17 protein-coding genes are annotated in these 17,410 nt (G+C 39.1%); 7 read left to right on the forward strand and 10 right to left on the reverse strand.

Annotation, left to right across the window (positions count from 1 at the left end; translation table 11 throughout):
• Positions 1-145: 145 nt before the first annotated feature.
• Positions 146-541 carry a hypothetical protein gene (locus H4J50_RS11340; protein WP_182256483.1) on the forward strand — a complete coding sequence of 132 codons (396 nt, stop codon included), beginning with the start codon at positions 146-148 and terminating at the stop codon, positions 539-541.
• A gap of 90 nt (positions 542-631) precedes the next feature.
• On the opposite strand, the gene H4J50_RS11345 is transcribed toward H4J50_RS11340, so the two are convergent.
• From H4J50_RS11345 to H4J50_RS11385, 9 genes are all read right to left on the reverse strand, one after another.
• Complete coding sequence (locus H4J50_RS11345) at positions 632-1,180, reverse strand: YcgN family cysteine cluster protein (protein WP_182256485.1); 549 nt, start codon at positions 1,178-1,180, stop codon at positions 632-634.
• A 57-nt stretch (positions 1,181-1,237) separates the two neighbouring features.
• The gene (locus H4J50_RS11350) at positions 1,238-2,293 is read right to left on the reverse strand and encodes a lytic transglycosylase domain-containing protein (RefSeq protein ID WP_404842750.1); all 1,056 of its coding nucleotides are present in this window, start codon (positions 2,291-2,293) and stop codon (positions 1,238-1,240) included.
• A complete protein-coding gene (locus H4J50_RS11355) occupies positions 2,293-2,598 on the reverse strand; it encodes a YcgL domain-containing protein (RefSeq protein WP_182256487.1) in 306 nt (101 codons plus the stop codon). Before H4J50_RS11355 ends, H4J50_RS11350 begins: the two co-directional genes overlap by 1 nt.
• A gap of 79 nt (positions 2,599-2,677) precedes the next feature.
• Positions 2,678-3,829: a ribonuclease D gene (gene rnd / locus H4J50_RS11360; RefSeq protein WP_310733266.1), complete on the reverse strand. Its 1,152-nt coding sequence runs from the start codon at positions 3,827-3,829 to the stop codon at positions 2,678-2,680.
• Between the two features lie 234 nt (positions 3,830-4,063).
• Positions 4,064-4,924 (reverse strand): 23S rRNA pseudouridine(2605) synthase RluB, encoded by an 861-nt coding sequence (gene rluB / locus H4J50_RS11365; RefSeq protein ID WP_108456387.1) that lies wholly within the window; start codon positions 4,922-4,924, stop codon positions 4,064-4,066.
• Positions 4,925-5,054: 130 nt separating this feature from the next.
• Positions 5,055-5,618 carry an SMC-Scp complex subunit ScpB gene (gene scpB / locus H4J50_RS11370; RefSeq protein WP_108456388.1) on the reverse strand — a complete coding sequence of 188 codons (564 nt, stop codon included), beginning with the start codon at positions 5,616-5,618 and terminating at the stop codon, positions 5,055-5,057.
• Positions 5,619-5,681: 63 nt separating this feature from the next.
• Complete coding sequence (locus H4J50_RS11375; RefSeq protein WP_182256524.1) at positions 5,682-6,482, reverse strand: ScpA family protein; 801 nt, start codon at positions 6,480-6,482, stop codon at positions 5,682-5,684.
• 154 nt (positions 6,483-6,636) lie between these two features.
• Complete coding sequence (locus tag H4J50_RS11380) at positions 6,637-7,257, reverse strand: L-threonylcarbamoyladenylate synthase (protein ID WP_182256489.1); 621 nt, start codon at positions 7,255-7,257, stop codon at positions 6,637-6,639.
• Between the two features lie 86 nt (positions 7,258-7,343).
• Positions 7,344-8,234, reverse strand: a complete 891-nt coding sequence (locus H4J50_RS11385; RefSeq protein WP_108456390.1) for an RNase RNM — start codon at positions 8,232-8,234, stop codon at positions 7,344-7,346.
• Between the two features lie 394 nt (positions 8,235-8,628).
• On the opposite strand from H4J50_RS11385, the gene H4J50_RS11390 reads away from it, so the two are divergent.
• Genes H4J50_RS11390 through trpA form a run of 6 tightly spaced genes read left to right on the forward strand, consistent with a single transcriptional unit; the run spans position 8,629 to position 15,581 of the window.
• Positions 8,629-10,323, forward strand: coding sequence for an anthranilate synthase component 1 (locus H4J50_RS11390; RefSeq protein WP_182256526.1), 1,695 nt, complete (start codon positions 8,629-8,631; stop codon positions 10,321-10,323).
• On the forward strand, positions 10,323-11,021 hold the full coding sequence (locus H4J50_RS11395) for an aminodeoxychorismate/anthranilate synthase component II (RefSeq protein WP_182256491.1): 699 nt from the start codon (positions 10,323-10,325) through the stop codon (positions 11,019-11,021). Before H4J50_RS11390 ends, H4J50_RS11395 begins: the two co-directional genes overlap by 1 nt.
• Complete coding sequence (gene trpD / locus H4J50_RS11400) at positions 11,008-12,108, forward strand: anthranilate phosphoribosyltransferase (RefSeq protein ID WP_182256493.1); 1,101 nt, start codon at positions 11,008-11,010, stop codon at positions 12,106-12,108. Before H4J50_RS11395 ends, trpD begins: the two co-directional genes overlap by 14 nt.
• Positions 12,108-13,496, forward strand: a complete 1,389-nt coding sequence (gene trpCF, locus H4J50_RS11405) for a bifunctional indole-3-glycerol-phosphate synthase TrpC/phosphoribosylanthranilate isomerase TrpF (protein WP_182256495.1) — start codon at positions 12,108-12,110, stop codon at positions 13,494-13,496. Before trpD ends, trpCF begins: the two co-directional genes overlap by 1 nt.
• A 1-nt stretch (position 13,497) precedes the next feature.
• Positions 13,498-14,745, forward strand: coding sequence for a tryptophan synthase subunit beta (gene trpB, locus H4J50_RS11410; protein ID WP_182256497.1), 1,248 nt, complete (start codon positions 13,498-13,500; stop codon positions 14,743-14,745).
• Entirely contained in the window at positions 14,745-15,581 is an 837-nt protein-coding gene (gene trpA, locus H4J50_RS11415) for a tryptophan synthase subunit alpha (RefSeq protein WP_182256499.1), read from the forward strand. Before trpB ends, trpA begins: the two co-directional genes overlap by 1 nt.
• Positions 15,582-15,723: 142 nt before the next feature.
• On the opposite strand, the gene glnS is transcribed toward trpA, so the two are convergent.
• Positions 15,724-17,406, reverse strand: a complete 1,683-nt coding sequence (gene glnS / locus H4J50_RS11420) for a glutamine--tRNA ligase (RefSeq protein WP_182256501.1) — start codon at positions 17,404-17,406, stop codon at positions 15,724-15,726.
• Between the last annotated feature and the right edge of the window lie 4 nt (positions 17,407-17,410).

A 17,410-nucleotide genomic window follows, 5' to 3' on the forward strand; every position in this document is an offset into this window, starting at 1 on the left:
ACAATTACCTTCCTCGCTAAGAGCTCACTTGTAAGCGATATCAATATACAGAGTAAGTCTCTCATGCTTTTAATACGACTTTAATGGCTAATATGCGAATTTTTTCGTTAACTGTCAGGTCTATATATACTGACCATTGATGAAGATGAAAAATATACCTTCATTAAATGTTACTTTTTTTAGTGCGATTATAAGTTTTGCACCGTTAATTAAAGCTAATTTTGAGGTTTATATGTGTAGTTCACCAAAGCCAAGAACAAAAGTTAAAGGAAAAAGCGCAACAAGTGCGAGTTTCTTGTCAAGCATGTCTGCAGAATCTAGGCAACGTTTTACCGAACGTGCCAATATTGCACAAGAGCGAAGAGATAATATTAAAATAGCAGAAAAAGCTAAAATATCTTCAGATAAAAATCATTTGAGAGCAAAAAAAGCATCAACAAAGATAAAAGCACCAAAGCGTTCAAGTTATTGGTTGCTAACGATCAGTGTAAAAGAGTTATTTAATCTGTTATTTTTTAGAAAAACTGGTGCAAGTCAATAAGCTAAAATGAAAGGCCATTAGTATTTTTAGTTTATCTTCTTAATAAGATAATACTATCGCCATAATAGTGCTGTAAATTTTACTGCCACCTTAATCAATATCGTTCAGTGGCCACAACACAATATAGTCTTCAAAATCGTCTAACTCAACGTCGTTATCTTTGATAATTTTACCACGCACTGACATACCGGCTTGGTGCATGGCTGATTTTTTGCCATTGTGCAATAACGGGTGCCATGACGGCATACCTCTGCCCTCTTTTAAACGTCGATAAGTACAACTTGGCGGCATAAAAAACACATCATCCAAGTTCTCTTGTGTTAACTGCACACAATCAGGTACCAGCACGGTTCGTTGCTCGTACTTAGAACACTGACAGGTTTTATCGTTGAGTAAATGACAAGCAATGTTCGAGTAGCTCATTTGCTCACCTTCAGCAATATGCGTGGTTGGCATCAGCTCAGTTTCATCGGTGGTGTTATCGTCATCAATGAATTTATTCAGACAACATTTAGCACAACCATCACACAATGATTCCCACTCAGTACGAGACATTTCATTTAATGATTTAGTTTCCCAAAAGCGTTCAACAACAACTTTTTTTGACTTTGCACTCGAACGATTATTGTTTTTGCTCATATGGCTACTTATGACTGTTTATTGTGATAATTACTTAATTTAGCTGACGATAAATTATTACTGAATTGGTGGAAATTTAATGTGATCAGATAAATGCCCAACCGAGCTTACAAAGTAATAAGATAAATTCCAATGCATTAAACTTTTATAGTTATTGTAAGCTAAATACGCACGCCCTTTAACACCATCAGGAAATACCAATGCTGCTTTAATATCAACCTTTGGTAGATTACTACCATCGGTGCGTCGAATGCCTAAATCTTGCCACTGAGCTAAGGTTTTTTCGGTTTTAGCCCAAGCTTTTAACCAGTTCTTACGACCACCGGTATTATTGGGTATCGCTAATGAGGTATCAAAATCGCTCGGGAGTTTAACCTGACGTCCCCATGTTATTTCGTCACTCCAGCCTTCTTTTTTCAGGTAATTGGCCATAGAAGCAAAAACATCGGCTTGATTACCCCAAATATCTTTTTTTCCGTCACCATCACCGTCAACAGCATAACCAACAAAAGAAGTAGGCATAAATTGATTTTGTCCCATAGCGCCAGCCCATGAGCCTTTCATATTCGCTATATCAATATGGCCTTCTTTTAATATTTGTAACGCGGCCCATAGCTGCTTTTTAAAAAATGCTTCGCGGCGTCCTTCATAGGCCATGGTTGATAACGCAGAAATAACATTATAGTTACCCATAATTTTGCCAAAATTTGTTTCTAGCCCCCAAAGCGCAATGATAAACCGTGGTTGCACGCCATATTCTGCAGCTATATTTTTCAGTAGTGCTTCATGCTCTTTATATTTTGCTCTAGCACGTTTGATTTTCCAATCAGGTACGCGTTTTGGCAAATAGGTGTCGAGTGTTTCAACTGTTTCTGGTTGATTACGATCAGCTTTTACTGCTCGTTGATGAAAAATAACATTAGCGAATGAATCGTCAATTAACGTTTTATCATAACCCTTTGCAATGGCTTCTTGCTTTAACTTAATAATATATTGTTCGAAGCTAGGTTTAGCTTCTGACGTTGTTTTTTTGTCATTAGCCATCGTTACTTGGGAAAATAGCGCGAGACATAATGAAAGTACGATGATATTTACTGAATGGGTATAGCGCATTATGATATTTCTCCTTCGCTTTTATTGACACCCGCACTATTCATGCTGGCCTTGTGGCCTTTTAGCATATCTTCTTCTTGCGGTGTTAACTGCAGATAATAACCTTGGTCAGCTAAACTTGTTTTTACTTTTTCTAAATCAGCAAAACCCAATTTAACTTTTGATGAAAGATTCAGCACCGTTACCATCACAGGCGTACCAAACATTTTCATTAGCGCTTCAGGTACATCAGAAAAGTCATCTCTGTTATTTACATAAAGATAAGTTTGTACTTTTTTAGAACTTTTATAAACACTACACAACATAATGCAGACCTATGATTAAAGGGGTTTCGGGTGTTGTTAAGATTGTTTTCAACAACTTATCAGTCAATATTAAAGCGACTTATTTAAAGTCATTTTCAACAAATGCAAGCAACTTATCACCAAATAATGACTTACGCCAACCGCGCATAATATCGACCAATTGCGGATTATTCTCTGCGCCGTTGAGCTTAAAATGCCATGACATAAATTGGTTTATTTGTTTTTTAGAAGCAAAGTTCTCTGGCAACAAGTTAGTTTGAGTGCTGAACTCCGTAATGGCATTTTTAACTTTTTTGAAGTTTTGTTTATAGCCTGGATATTCATCAAGTCGAATAATAGGCTCAGGTAATGTAGCGTTTGTTGCTTCGGTAGCGCGTTTTAGCACTGTTAACATAACATTACCTTTGTGGCGTATATCAAGTACCTCAACGCCTTCAATACCTGACATAGCTCCCACACTCGTGGGGTTTACTTGCGCTAACGCAAATAAGGTATGATCTTTGGCAATAAAACCAATTGGCCTGTCTTTTATTTTAGCTTGTTGAAAACGCCAAATAGTTAACTGTTGTAGTCGATAAAGTTGCACAGGATTTAAGCGCCAAGCCATTTTTAAATTAAGATACAACTGGCTCTCGTCAATAGGACTGAACTTGCGATCAACCATGACATTACTTTCTTCTTGTGCTGCATCTAGCCAACCTGCCTTTTCAATATCAGCAAACAATAAAGGTAATATATTAAATAAATGCTCCACATCTGCAGCAGCATAATCCAATTGCTTTTGTGTTAGCGGCCTTTTCATCCAATCAGTACGCGACTCAGACTTATCTAACTCAATATCCGTATAATGGGCAATCATAGCGGCATAACCCATTGAAATTCCATGCCCTAAAAAGGCCATTATAATTTGGCTATCAATAAGATTTACTGGGCGACAATTACCCGCAGTTAAAAAAACTTCTAAATCTTCTGAACAGGCATGTAATACTTTTTGAATATTTGGATTTTCTAGTAGCTGCCAAAATACGGTTAAGTCTGAAACGGCAACAGGGTCGATTAACGCTAAGGTTTCACCATCGTTTATCTGAATAAGACCCAACTTAGGATAAAGTGTTCGTGTGCGCACAAACTCAGTATCGATCGCAAGAATTTTGGCTTGGGCGTAGCGCTGACAAATTAGGTGTAATTGCTCGGAGTCTTCGATATAAATTCTTTCAATAGTTGCTTGCACGTCATGTCCTATATAAAACAAATAACTTAAATAAGTAACAAAAACACTGGTGGAACGGTTTAGCCACCTTAAAGCGAATAATAAGCTTGAGCTTAGCCGTTACCATATCTTATTTTAATAATTATTTTCTAACCAATATCAGAGTGTAATTCAACCGTTCAATACAAATAAAAAATGACAAGTTCGAGATTAGTTGAACTTGTCATTATGATGTACCGAGCAATTTGTTGCTTTTTAACGTCTGCGTCTAGTAGCCTGTTGGCTGCGATGCTGATGCTTTTTCACTGAACGACGAATACGACGACTTTTCGCGTTATCCATCGCTTTCTCGTCTACTTTCACCTTACTTTGTGTTTCAGGTGCTAAATCAACGAGTTTTCTGTAGTAGTTTACATCTTGAAGATTCAACTCAGTCCAACCACCTAAAGGTAATTGACGTTTCATCTCCATATCACCGTATCGAACACGAATTAATCGGCTAACTTGTACATCTTGGCTTTCCCAAAGGCGACGAACTTCGCGGTTACGTCCTTCAGATAATACAACATGGAACCAATGGTTACGGCCTTCACCACCTTTGTATGTGATTTTTTGAAACTTAGCCGGGCCATCTTCTAACTTAACGCCGTGGCGAAGTGTTTGTAACATTGCCTCATTAACTTCACCAAATATACGTACCGCATATTCACGCTCTACTTGTTTAGAAGGATGCATTAAACGGTTGGCAAGTTCACCATCAGTAGTGAAAAGCAGCATGCCTGAGGTGTTAATATCTAAACGACCTACGGCAACCCAGCGACTTCCATCTAGTTTAGGTAAGCGATCAAAAACAGTTGGGCGGCCTTCAGGGTCTTTACGTGTACACATTTCGCCTTCAGGCTTGTTGTACATTAAAACACGACACAAATCGTCAGCTAAAGGTTTTAGTTTAATTTGATGGCCGTCGACGCGAATAAGTTCATTGCCTTCAACACGGTCGCCTAAATAAGCGGTTTTGCCTTCAACGCTTACACGTCCCGCACTAATGTAGGTTTCCATTTCTCGGCGTGAACCAGCACCTGCGCGTGCTAATACTTTTTGTAATTTTTCAGACATAGGTCTTAACTCTCTTACGTCAGTAACTTTACAGTGAATCAGAATTATTTGATTCACTTTTACGTCTCTGTCTCTTTAAGGTTAGGGTAAATACCCTGCTTTTTTAGTTTAACGTTTCTTTCAAAAACGCTTAACTGGTAAAATCTTCCATTGGCATTAATGCCGGCAGTTGGTCGAGTGATGTCAGCGAAAAGTAATCAAGAAACTCTTGAGTACTTGCATACAACACAGGTCGACCGGGCACTTCCTTTTGACCTACTGTTTTTATCCAATTTCTATCGGTTAGCGTTTTAATAATATTACTACTAACAGCAACACCGCGAATGTCTTCTATTTCTCCACGGGTTATCGGTTGTTTATAAGCAATTAACGCTAATGTTTCTAAAATAGCACGTGAGTATTTTGGTGCTTTTTCTTTGTATAAATGCGCTAAATCTTCGCTAAGCTCTGACGGTGTTTGAAAACGATAGCCAGAAGCGACTTTATTGAGTTCTACACCACGGCCTTTAAAGTCAGCTTGGATAGCGATAATGATATCACGAATACGTAGGTTACTGACACGATATTCTATTAAAAAATCGCGTTTAAGTAATTGCACCGACAATGGCTTTTCAGCAAGAAACAACGCTGCTTCGACCAGACGTTTAAGTTTGGCATCATCAATATCTTTATGGCGTATTTTATCCGTGATCATTGTTGCTCATTTCACCCATATTTTTACAGCCACTCTTGCTATTAATTTTACTCATAATTTACTTTAAACTTGCTTAGGTAAACAAACCCTTATTTCGCCATAAATTTTTGTTTGTATGCATTCGATTAGTGATTCTTTAATCAACTCTAGAATGGCTAAAAAAGTAACGACAACACCTTGTTTACCTTCTTTGATAGTAAATAAATCACTGAAATCACAGTAAGGTTGTTCCTTGCTTGTGCTTTTTAATACCGATAAAATATGCGCCATTCGTTCTCTAGTCGACAATGACTCTTTTTGAATATGATGATGTTCATAAGCCTGTGTTCGCTTCATTATGCCTTGTAAAGCATTGACTAACTCAGCGAGATCCACTTGACTATTAAGAACTTCAGGGACAAAGTTTTCAGCTAACTCAACTTTTGCTACAAAGTTATCGCGGTCTACACGTGGTAGGTCATCAATATTTTCAGCCGCTTTTTTAATCACTTCATATTCTTGTAATTTTCTAACTAACTCTGCCCGTGGATCACCCTCTTCTTCTTCAACCGCTTGTTTGGGTAATAATAACCGTGATTTAATTTCCGCTAAAATTGACGCCATCACTAAATACTCAGCCGCTAACTCCAATTTAATGTCTTTCATTAAATCAACATAGGTCATGTATTGCGTAGTGATGGGGGAAATGGGTAAGTCTAGAATATCAAATTTTTGTTTTCGAATTAAATACAATAAAAGGTCGAGCGGCCCTTCAAACATTTCTAAAATAACTTCTAAAGCGTCGGGCGGTATAAATAGATCTTGAGGCTTCTCTATAATGGCTTCGCCACGTAATAACGCAAACGGTAAGACTTGCTGCAGCATTACGCCAGACCCTGAGGTTTTATCTGGCGTTATACCTGACAAAGTATCTTTGGATAACTTAACTGAATTATCAGGCATCGGCTGCTTTTAATATTTGAATTTTATGCTTCATAATTTATCTTTTATTAACAATAACTATAACTTCATATAATTATTATTGAAAAGGGGTTGGATCGCCCTCACCCACACGAATTATTTCAACCTCATCATTAGAAAAGTCGATAACCGTTGTCGGGCATTCACCTAAATGACCACCGTTGATGATCAAATCAACTTGGTGCTCTAAAATATCGCGAATATGCTCTGGGTCAAACTCTGCTGTTTCAGCGCCAGGCATGATAAGTGTTGTCGACATTATTGGCTCACCTAGCTCTGCTAATAGCGCTTGAGCGATATTATTATCCGGAACTCGTATACCGATAGTTTTACGCTTCGGGTTTAATAACCGCTTAGGTACCTCTTTTGAACCTTTAAAAATAAAGGTATAAGGCCCAGGCGTATTGTTCTTTAATAAGCGAAAAGCACTGTTATCAACACGCGTATATTCTGACAACTCAGATAGATCGCTACACATCAGGGTAAAGTTGTGTTCTTTATTTATGTCACGAATATTACAAATTCGTTCCAAGGCTTTTTTATCACCAATATGGCAACCTAAGGCATAACCAGAGTCAGTTGGGTAAACAATGACACCACCTTGGCTGATAATAGCAGCCGCTTGTTTCATTAAGCGACCTTGAGGGTTATCTGGGTGTACATAAAAAAACTGGCTCATAATAAGCTCCATCTAAATTTCAAGTTTATCAACATAATGTAATATCCACCGAGTAACATTTTAACTTATACACTGTTAATCAATAACTACCGAATACCTTCACTTTGCCAAAGTTGCCAAATAGGGTTAGCTTGCTCTGGCATTATTAAGTTTCGTCCTAAATCGCTCCATCGGCTTGGCTGATGAAAATCAGAGCCCATCGAAGCATGTAAATCATATTCTGAACAATAGTTTAGCATTATTTTGCGCTGCTCGTTATTCATCTGAGGTAACACAACTTCTAAACCGTCGCCTTGAGCCGCTTTAAAATCAACAATTAAGCGCCTTAACCATTTAGCGGTTAAATCATATCTTATAGGATGCGCCATCACTGCAACACCGCCGGCGGCGTGTATAGTTGCTACGGCCTCGTCAATAGTGCACCAATTAGGATTAACATAAGCACGTTTGCCTTTGCCAATATACTTGTCAAAAGCTGATTGCATTTTACTGACAATACCGCGATGTAAAAGCACTCTTGCAAAATGTGCGCGAGTAATAGAGCCATCACCTGCCATTGCTTTGGCTTGACTGTAAACATCGCTAAAGCCACATTTTTCGAGTTTCTCGCCCATGGTTTTTGCCCGGTCTTCTCGACGTTGCTGCTGCGCTGATATTAAGCTTTGTAATTGTGTATGCTCAGGGTCAATATTTAGACCAACAATATGAATTTCAAAACCTTGCCACTGGGTTGATATTTCAATGCCATTAATCAAAGTTAATGGAATATTTTGATCTAAAATAGTTTGTTTTGCACTATCAAGGCCTTTAACGCTGTCGTGATCTGTGATCGCTAATACGTCAATTTGGAAGTTAACCGCCCGTTCTATCAGCTCTTTTGGTGTTAATGCACCGTCCGAGCAATTAGTGTGGCTGTGTAGATCAACCCGTAAGTTTGAAAAATCTTTATCTTTAGTAAAATCAGTGGTTGACATCATTACGCGAATCGGTTCTTCTATAGGGACTTAATACTACCTAATAACATAGTCAAGTCACTAATTAGGCAAGTGAATAAAACAATTTTACTGAGATAAAACAGATAATGATACAAGTAAAACAAACTATTTCTATGATTTGGTGGTGGCATAACTCTACATAAGTGGGTTGTGATGTTTACTTGTAAGTAAAAACTTCGAAAACCCGCACCCTATTGCGGGTTTTTTGTTTTTAAAATTTTGAATAATTGAACGAGAGTAGTAAGTATGTTGCGGATTAAAGTTAAACGTTGGTTCTTATGGTGGCTTTTGCCTATTTACGCTGGATGACCGTTTTTTAAATAGATTATTAGTAGGAATACCCATGAGCAATACCCAAGAATATAAAACTGAAAAAATGCAGCCTGAAGCTGTGATAAACCATCAACAACCGGGTGCGGTTGTTACTATTACCGATACTTTAAGCTATCAAAGTGATCCCTTAGCTGTTTTTCACACCCTTTGCGCTGATAAAGAAAACACGTTATTACTGGAATCAGCAGAAATTGATAAAAAGCATCAACTGAAAAGTTTACTGCTTACCGACACCGCCGTTAAAATAGTTTGTAATGGTAATACTGTTCACTTTACTGCATTAAATAAAAACGGTGAAAATGCCCTGTCGTTTGCGAAACAAGCATTAGCATTAAATGCAACAATCACCGTAAACGGTAGTGACGACAATCAGGCATTTAATGCCACATTTTCTGACATTAACGAACAATTAGATGAACGTTCTCGATTGCTTGCAATTAACCCTTTTCAAAGCTTACGTTTATTCAGTCAACTAGATAATACAACCCAACACCCGTTTGCGGTATTTTTAGGGGGTGCTTTTGCATTCGATATGATGTCGATGAGCGAATCATTACCTGAAGTTGCTGATGGCGAAAATACTTGCCCTGATTTTGTTTATTATCTCGCTGAAACGCTGATCATTATTGACCATGAAAAACAATCAAGTGATGTAATTACCAATCAATTTACCGGCCCTGGATACGAAGAAGCTAAAGCGGCAGCATTAGCAAGAATTAACGTAATAAAAACACGTTTAAGTACTGATATAACCGCTTCATTTGAACCTAAACCAGTTAACGCCGATAACAACACTGCGTCAAAAGAAGATCAACAGCTGCCATTAAGCTGTGATATTGACGATGAGGCTTTTTGCCAAGTAGTTAATGACTTAAAAGAGAATATTTTAGCCGGTGACATTTTCCAAGTAGTACCGTCACGCACTTTTAGCCTGACCTGCTCAAATAACCTTAACGCCTATAAAGCACTAAAACACAGTAATCCAAGCCCTTATATGTTTTATTTGCAAGACAGTGATTTTTGTATATTCGGCGCTTCGCCAGAGTCAGCACTTAAGTATCAACAAAGTAATCGACAAGTAGAGATTTACCCAATTGCCGGTACACGTCCTCGTGGCTTTAACGCTGACGGCAGTTTATCGCCTGATTTAGATAGTCGAATAGAGTTAGACTTACGATTAGATAAAAAAGAATTAGCCGAGCATATTATGTTGGTTGATTTAGCACGTAATGACATCGCGCGCGTTAGCAAGCCTGGTACTCGTCATGTGGCTGAGCTATTAAAAGTCGACCGATATTCACACGTTATGCACCTTGTTTCTCGGGTCTGTGGCACATTAGAAATCGAATTAGATGCACTGCACGCTTACCAAGCTTGTATGAATATGGGCACATTGTCTGGTGCACCTAAAGTAAAAGCTACCTCACTTATTCGTGAAGTAGAAGGAAAACGCAGAGGTAGTTATGGCGGCGCAGTGGGTTACTTAACCGGCAATGGTGATATGGACACTTGTATCGTTATTCGTTCAGCCTTCGTACAAAATAATCGCGCACAAATACAAGCTGGCGCAGGAGTGGTTTTTGACTCAGACCCACAATCAGAAACAAATGAAACCAGACAAAAAGCTCAAGCAGTGATCAGTGCGATTAAAGAAGCAGAAGGTAAAGTATTAGTTATCTCTCATCAGGTAAGAAAAAATTCAACTAACGGCGATGTAATGCACAAGGAGACTAAATAATGAAATCAACTGATGCTTTCCCTAACGCTTTACCAGAAATTGTTATGTTAGATAATCTTGACTCATTTACTTATAATTTGGTCGATGAATTTCGTTGTTTAGGTTATCAACTGACCATTTATCGCCATACTATTAGTGCTGATTTTATTTTTAAAAAGTTACAAGAGAAGCAACAAAGTAATAACGCTGGCGTTATTTTAGTGCTTTCACCCGGACCTGGCGATCCTACGCATGCAGGTTGTTTAATGCCTTTAATTAAATTATGCGCCGGACAATTTCCTATCTTAGGTATTTGTTTAGGGCATCAAGCATTAATCCAACATTATGGCGGTGTAATAGCACGCGCACCTGAAGTAGTGCACGGAAAGTCGTCTAATATTACCCACAACGGATTAGGCGCTTTTGATAATATTGATAGCCCTTTACCTGTAGCGCGTTATCATTCACTGGTTGCCAGCAGAATGCCAGAGCAACTGACCATGACAGCCTATGTTAATTTATCCACTGACAATGATGAAATTACCTTACCTATGGCGATAGAGCATAGTAGCGATGCGGCCATCGGTTTTCAGTTTCATCCTGAATCGATATTAACCACATATGGCACCAACTTATTAGCGCAAAGCCTTAATCATTTATCCGCTTTAGCTAACCAAACTATTTATAAAGCACAAGGGCATACTCATGACAACCACTGAACTAAGTAGCGAAAATTCACCAAAAATTCAGCCAGTGAGTAACGATGACATTACGCATAGTGCACTCAATACTTTAGTTGATGGTAACTCACTAACACAACAGCAAAGCCATGATGTGTTTGAACAAGTGATCAACGGTTTTGTCGCGCCAGAACGTTTAGCGGCAATACTGACTGCGCTAAAAATTAAAGGTGAAACGCCAGCTGAAATTGCTGGTGCTGCGATTGCTATTCGCGCCAATGCTAGTGTTTTCCCGAGCCAGAGCACAAGCGTGGCTGATTGCGTAGGCACAGGCGGAGATGGCGCAAATACTATAAACATTTCTACCACTGCGGCTATTTTAGCAGCGGCTTGTGGCTTAAAAATGGCAAAACATGGCAACAGAAGTGTCTCAAGTATGTCTGGCTCTGCCGATTTACTCGAAGCACTCGGCGTAAACTTAACCATGTCACCTGAAGTGGCAAGTGAGTGTTTAGCGCAAGCCAATATCTGCTTTTTATATGCTCCTGCTTACCATACTGGCTTCAAGCATGCTGCTCCAGTGCGTAAAGCTATGGCTATTCGAACCCTATTCAATATTTTAGGGCCATTAGTTAATCCAGCAAAACCCGACATTATGTTGTTAGGTGTTTATATTCCTGAATTAATTACCCCTATTGCGCAAGCCTTAATGCTAACAGGTGTAAAACAAGCTTGGGTAGTTCATGGTAGTGGCTTAGATGAAATAGCGTTACATGGGAAAACACAAGTTACTGAGATAAGTCATGGTGAATTAACCGAGAAAGAAGTTACGCCGTCAGATTTTGGTTTAGAAAACTACACTTTAGAAGATATAAAAGGTGGAACGCCTGAAGAAAACGCCAAATTTATTCAAGCCATATTAGCCGGTAAAGGCCAAGCCGCCCATAACAGCGCAGTTATTATTAATTGTGCAGCACTACTTTATTTACATCGCGAGCAGCTTAACGGTAAAGCCGATACGTTATTGTTAGCGGCACAATATGCCACTCAGGTACTCGCCTCGGGTGCAGCAACAAAAACATTAGCAGATTTAGTACAAATATCGAACTCAGGAGTAACAGCATAATGAGTAATATTCTTGAGCAAATCGTTGAAAATCGACGTGTTGAGATAGAAAAATTAAAGAAAGAGTTACCGTTAGCTAGCTTTATTGATGATTTAACACCTTCAAAAAAAGATATGTATCAAGCGCTAACGCGAACAGCAGAAAAACCTTACGCTGGCTTTATTTTAGAATGTAAAAAAGCATCACCGTCAAAAGGTTTGATCAGAGCTGATTTTAATGTCGCAGAAATAGCCGGTATTTATGATAATTACGCGGCGGCAATATCAGTACTGACGGAGCATAAATATTTCCAAGGCGATTTTAGTTATTTAAAAACCGTTAGTGATCTTGTTAAGTGCCCAGTACTGAATAAAGATTTCTTTTTTGATACCTACCAAGTTTATTTGGCTAGACATTATGGTGCCGACGCAATATTGCTTATGCTGAGCGTGCTCAATGACCAAGAATACAATGAGTTGGCAGCTGTTGCACAGTCGTTAAACTTAGCTATTTTAACTGAAGTGTCTAACGAAGAAGAATGCGCGCGCGCGATTAGCTTAAATGCAAAACTCATTGGTATTAATAATCGCAACTTACGTGATCTTTCAACCGATATTTCACGTACCTTTGATTTAGCGCCAACATTACCCGATGATCGCATCGTTATTTCTGAATCAGGCATATATAATAATGCACAAGTTAGAGAGCTTGCCCCTGCCGTAGATGGCTTTTTAGTTGGCAGCTCGGTTATGGCTGAAGACGATATTGATTTAGCATGTCGACAATTAATATTTGGTCACAATAAAGTGTGTGGTTTAACAAGCCCTGAACATGCTTCGTTTGCAATTAATGCGGGTGCAGAATTTGGCGGACTTATCTTTGCTGAGAAATCACCTAGGTGTATTAATAAAGCAAAGGCAAAAGCTATTATCAGTGATAACCCAAGCTTAAAATATGTTGGTGTGTTTGTTAATCATTCGCAAGATACTGTGCTTGAATTCGCTCATGAATTACAATTATCAGCGGTACAATTGCATGGTCAAGAAAGCCAAGAATACATTGATAGTTTAAGAGAAAAGTTGACTCAACATTGTCAAATATTTAAAGCTCTACCTGTTGAAAACAAGGTGCCAGCTTTACCCAGTAATGTCGACCATATTGTACTCGACGGTAAAAATGCTGGCAGCGGCCAAGCTTTTAACTGGCAAGCGTTAGCTGATAGCGAGCAAGACTTATCGCGTTGTTTTTTAGCTGGCGGCTTACAACAAGATAATATCACCCAAGCGTGCGGGCAATTGAACAACCACGAATTATTTGGCTTAGATATCAACTCAGGTGTTGAATCTAGTCCAGGCATTAAATGTCGCGAAAAGCTCAATGAAGTTTTCGCCCAAATACGGAATTATTAAGATGTTAAAATCTACAAGTGAAAATCAGCCTAAAAAAACCTTACCGGCCTACTTCGGTGAGTTTGGTGGCATGTTTGTGGGCGAATTGTTAGTGCCTGCTTTAGAACAGCTAGAACAAGCATTTATTGAATCGCAAACCGATGAAGCTTTTTTAGCTGAGTTCAACAAACTATTAACTAGCTATGCTGGCCGACCAACGCCACTAACATTGTGTCGTAACATCGTTAAAAACCCATTAGCTAAAATTTACTTAAAGCGTGAAGATTTACTGCACGGTGGCGCTCATAAAACCAATCAGGTGTTAGGACAAGCCTTACTTGCCAAGCGCATGGGGAAAACAGAAATAATTGCAGAAACTGGCGCGGGTCAACATGGTGTTGCTACTGCGATAGCCTGCTCGTTATTAGGTTTGAAATGTAAAGTTTATATGGGCGCAGTTGATTGTCAGCGTCAGCAACCGAACGTTTTCCGTATGCAATTAATGGGTGCAGAAGTTATTCCAGTAACAGCTGGTAGCGGTACACTTAAAGATGCGGTGAATGAAGCTTTACGTGATTGGTCAGCAAATTATGAAAACGCGCACTATTTATTAGGCACGGCGGCGGGTCCTCACCCGTTCCCGACGATTGTACGTGAATTTCAAAAAATGATCGGCGAAGAAGCAAAACAACAGTTATTAGCAGAAGAAGGTCGTTTACCTGATTACGTTATTGCCTGTGTTGGGGGTGGCTCAAATGCTATTGGTATGTTTAACGATTTTATCGGCGATGAAAACGTTAAGCTCATCGGTGTTGAAGCTGGCGGTAAAGGCATTAATACCGCACACCACGGTGCAACCTTAGTTGCAGGCACTAAAGGCATGTTACATGGTAACTATACCTACATTATGCAAGACAAGGCTGGACAAATTGAAGAGTCTTACTCGGTATCGGCCGGCCTTGATTACCCTGCGGTAGGTCCACAACACGCACAATTAAAGGATTCTGGTCGTGCTCAATACGTGCCAATTAATGACGATGAAGCATTAGAAGCATTTCAATTGTTAGCGCGTAACGAAGGTATAATTCCAGCTTTAGAGTCATCTCACGCCTTAGCGCATGCTTTAAAAATGGCTGATAAAGTAACCGAGGAAACTATCTTTTTGGTTAATTTATCAGGCCGAGGAGATAAAGATTTAGCGCATGTTAACGCGATTATATCACCCGAGACTGCTGAGAAAAGTAATGTTAAACACAGAGGAGAAGCATAATGAGCCATGCAACTAACATGACTAATGTAAGTACTCGTTATGACCAAGCGTTTGAAAAGCTCGCAGCCAAAAAAGAAGGAGCATTTATTCCTTTTGTGATCATCGGCGATCCAAACCCTGAACAGTCTTTTGAAATAATTAAAACCCTTATTGATGCTGGCGCAGATGCTTTAGAGCTAGGCATACCGTTTTCAGACCCAAGTGCCGACGGTTTAACCATACAAATGGCTGCTCTTCGTGCATTAAAATCTAATACGAATACCGACATTTGTTTAGATATTTTAGCCAAAGTTCGTGCCTATTCGCCTGACACTCCAATTGGTTTGTTACTTTATGGCAACTTAGTATTTGCTCGCGGTATTAATAATTTTTATCGTGATGTGGCTGCTGCGGGTGTTGACTCAGTGCTAATCGCTGACTTACCCATTCGTGAGAGTGAGCCTTTTAGACAGGCGGCAATTGCCAATAATGTAGCACCTATTTTTATTGCTCCGCCTAATGCCAGTGAAGCAACTTTACAAAAAGTCGCTGATTACGGTTCTGGTTATACTTATGTATTAAGTCGTGTTGGCGTAACAGGTACAGAAACTGAAGCTGAAATGACTGGTCATAAGCTGATTGATATTTTAGACAAACACCAAGCTGCGCCTTCGGTTATTGGTTTTGGTATATCAAAGCCTGAACAAGTAGAGGCGGCATTAGCCACAGGAGCAAAAGGCGCTATTAGTGGCTCTGCTGTGGTAAAAATAATTGAAAATAACCTTGATGATAATGACAAGATGTTAAGCGAATTAGCGAGTTTTGTTAGCGCGATGAAACTGGCGACTAAGCTTTGAATTAGCAGCTTTGAGTTAACAGCTGTCAGTTAAAAGTGGTTCGGTTTGAACATAAAAAAGCTCATAAGGTTTAACTTATGAGCTTTTTTTATTGCCTCTTAGTTTCTAAATCAATGGCTATTAGCCAGTGGTTAAATAATAACTAAGCTGATTTTTTTTCCCAAGTATCGCGTAAACCAACCGTACGGTTGAATACAAGTTTACCTGCGGCAGTATCTTCTGTTGAAATTTTATTATCTAAACAAAAGTACCCTTGGCGTTCAAACTGAAATGCTTGTTCAGGCTTTGCATTAGCTAAATAAGGTTCAACTTTTGCATTACTGATGATAGTTAGTGAGTCAGGGTTAATCACCGAATGAAAGTCTTCTGCTGCACCTGGATTTGGCACCGTAAATAAACGTTCGTACAAACGAATTTCTGCATCAAGACTTTGCTCAGCAGAAACCCAATGAATAACACCTTTAGGTTTAGTACCATCAGTAGGATTTTTACCTAAGGTTTCTGGATCGTACTGGCAATAAACCGTAGTCACGTTCCCTTCTGCATCTTTATCACAACGAGTAGCCGTAACAACATAAGCGCCACGTAAACGAACAGCTTTGTCTAATACTAAACGTTTATATTTCTTATTAGCTTCTTCACGAAAGTCTTCTGCTTCAATGTAAAGTTCTTTAGCAAAAGGAACAACACGCGAGCCATGGCTTTCGTCACTTGGATGATTTTTAACATCAAGGTTTTCAACTTGGCCGTCAGGATAGTTTTCAATCACCAATTTTATAGGGTCTAAAACAGCCATCGCACGTGGTGCATTGTCATTTAAGTCTTCGCGAATACAAGCATCTAACACACTCATTTCGACGGTGTTATCCATTTTAGTAACACCGATACGTTTGGTAAATTCACGCAGTGAACCGGGTGTAAAGCCTTTACGACGAAAACCCGCAATCGTTGGCATACGCGGGTCATCCCAACCATGTACCAACTTATCTTCCACCAAGCTATTTAATTTTCGCTTGCTCATTACGGTATATTCGAGGTTTAAGCGTGAAAATTCGTATTGATGTGGAGTAGTTTCAATCGATATATTATCGATAACCCAGTCATATAAACGACGGTTGTCCTGAAACTCCAATGTACACAATGAGTGCGTTACGCCTTCAATGGCGTCAGAAATACAATGAGTAAAATCGTACATTGGATAAATGCACCATTTATCACCTGTTTGGTGATGATGAGCAAATTTAACACGATAAATAATAGGATCACGCATACACATAAAGCTCGATGCCATATCGATTTTAGCGCGCAATGCACACTCACCTTCTTTAAAGTCACCGGCTTTCATTTTTGCAAACAAAGCGAGGTTTTCTTCAACAGAAGTATCACGATAAGGGCTATTTTTACCTGGTTGCTTTAACGTACCACGGTACTCACGAGTTTCTTCACCATTTAAAAAGCATACATAGGCTAAGCCTTTTTCAATAAGCTCAACAGCGTAGCCATATAAACGGTCAAAATAATCAGAAGAATAGTGAATATCGCCTGCCCATTCAAAACCTAACCATTTAACGTCTGCTTGAATAGAGTTTACGTAATCAATATCTTCTTTTTCAGGGTTAGTATCATCAAAGCGTAAATTACATAAACCCTGATAATCTTGAGCAACACCAAAATTTAAACAAATAGATTTCGCATGACCAATATGTAAAAAACCATTCGGCTCAGGCGGAAAACGTGTTTGTATTTGACTATGCTTGCCACTAGCTAGATCAGCATCAATAATTTGACGAATAAAATTGGTAGGACGGTTTTCTACTTCCGACATCCAC

The organism is Colwellia sp. 6M3 (assembly GCF_014077595.1).
Lineage (GTDB): Bacteria > Pseudomonadota > Gammaproteobacteria > Enterobacterales > Alteromonadaceae > Cognaticolwellia.